1 protein-coding gene is annotated in these 2,327 nt (G+C 48.1%); it reads right to left on the bottom strand.

What is annotated here, in order from left to right; genetic code table 11:
- On the bottom strand, positions 1-1,970 hold a 1,970-nt coding region (locus ABYW01_RS19680), incomplete at its 3' end, for a diguanylate cyclase domain-containing protein (protein WP_372836082.1).
- Positions 1,971-2,327: the final 357 nt, after the last annotated feature.

The following is a 2,327-nucleotide window of genomic DNA, read 5'->3' as shown; positions in this document are numbered from 1 at the left end:
CCGTTGTCTTTTGCATGGTACATGGCGGCATCGGCATTTTTCATCAGCTCGATCGCGCTATCACCGTCGTTGGGGTAAAGCGCGATGCCAATGCTTGGCGTTATATATACGTCCTGTAGCGCAAGCTGAATTTCCTGCTGAAACTCGGTATGTATTCTATCGATGATGTGATTTATATCGCTTAGGTTCTGGATGTTGTCCAATATGATCACGAACTCATCGCCACCTAAACGTGCCACGGTGTCGGAGTGTTTAATCACCTCATGTAACTTATTGGCGACCTGAATCAGGAGCTGATCGCCCTCATGGTGACCCAGTGAGTCATTAATGTGTTTAAACCGATCGAGATCGATAAACAGAACAGCAAGCTGACTGTCCTTCAGCGAGGCATTTTTCACAGCCTGTTCCAGGCGTTCTTCCAGCAAAGCTCGGTTGGGCAATCCAGTTAGTGAGTCGTGCAGTGCCATATGTTTAACCCTTTCCTCGGCGATCCTTCGTTCGCTTATCTCAAGGTGCAGGTTTTCCACAACGGCGGCGAGTGCTTCTGTGCGTTCTTCTACCCGTTGTTCAAGTTCTTCATGTGCTTTGGCTAACGCAGCATCCGCTTCCTTGCGTTCGGTGATATCCATGGTGATCCAGATTGAGCCCTGATCCAGATCGGCCGGATTGATGGCTTTACTGCGCACATCACACCAAAGTGGAGAGCCATCTTTGCGGGACAATAACATTTCGCCTCTGAATACGTTGCCTTCCGAGAGTGGTTGGTAACAGGCAGCACCCGCTTTCAGCCAGTCTGATTCGGATAGATACCACTGTCTGGAGCAGCTGCCTTTCAGCTCGCCTTCGTTGTAACCAAAAATCTCTTCAAAGCGGCGATTGCAGTGGGTGACTTTTCGGTTTTTGAGGAACACGATGCCAACCATCGCATGATCCAGAATCAGCTGATGTTCGTGCAGTAAGGTTTTAAGGGTATGGTTGGCGTGTACGTAGTCATTGATATCTTCGACGATCCAGATGTAGCCAAGGTCTGGATTTTCAGGGGATATCATTTTTCCCCGGATCTGAGACCAGAACAGAGAACCGTTTTTACGCTTCATCCTCAGCCGGCGTTGGAACAATGTTCCCTCTTTTAGCTGAGGATAAGCCGAGTTACCGATGGCGTAATATTCTTGGGTGTCGGGATACAGCATGGCGCTGCTCTGACCAATCAGTTCAGCGACTTGATAGCCGTAAATTTCCGCGAAAGTGCTGTTACAACGGACGATTTGGCGGGGGCTGTCAGGAAAGTCTTTGGTAAAGCAGACCCCTGTGCCTGCGTGTTCGAAGAGGACTTGCTGCTCGAGTAAAGTGTCTCTATAGCTTTCGTTTGTACGTGCAAGGGGGTCGATATCGACCTCTCGCATCTGATACAGCCAGTGCGTTGAGGAGATGTAAAACTTGGTTATCTGGATAAGATGCCAACGCTTTCCCTGAACCGTATGAACGTGATAAATACCTTCGCTATAGTCCGTCAGTTCGACTTGTTTTAACGCTGAATGAGCCTCTTCAACATCAACGAAGCGATCCGTGATGCGTGATTCGCTCGTATTAAAAATCAGTTGAGCAAGGTTGGAGCGCTCGAATAGATAACCGCGTTGATCGTAAGAAGAGATCAGGTTATTTTGGTCAAACACCGTGGGCGTTTCATGCTCTTTATAGTCCGTTGTATCGCGGGGAATTTCTGTTATGAGATACGTTGAATCAGATACCTTTTCGGCTTGAAAGCGATGGGATACGCGGTTGGTTGTAGATAAATTAAAAGGCTGATTGAGGTCTAACGCCTGCTGGAGGTGGTTTAATCTTTGGGGAGAAAGGTGGCTGAAACAGGTTTGGTCGTCGAGGTTCCAGAAGCGACGAGCAGCCAGGTTACCCCATAGAATTTCCAGTTTCTCGGCGCAGTAGGCCCAGATCGCGATATCAATTGACTGCATATATCCCGTGGTGAGTTGCTCTACGGATAGAGCGTTTCACATGCTTTTTATTCTTATAGTTTAATGACCATGTTCTTACGGTGTAGGTACTCAAGTATATGATTCATTAGTCTATAAGTGATTTTTTAAAGTGTATCGTGATGGGGTTTGGTCGGTGTAATTGATAGCCAGCTGAGTGATGGAAGGCGCACTATGTCGCTATCGGATGGGTCTGTTGGGAATCGCTGCGCTCGTCCCAACCTACGGGGATTTATCGCGATCGGTGTGTAGGTTGGGTTGAGTAGCGTGATACCCAATATAAGGTGCAGGCCAGTTGTGATGGGTTTGGGTGGATGTAATCGATAGCCAGCTTAGTGG

It is taken from the genome of Pontibacterium sp. (assembly GCF_041587635.1).
Taxonomy (GTDB): domain Bacteria; phylum Pseudomonadota; class Gammaproteobacteria; order Pseudomonadales; family Balneatricaceae; genus Pontibacterium.
The sequence above is the reverse complement of the archived record's forward strand: the minus strand, read 5'-3'. Positions and strand labels throughout refer to the sequence as shown.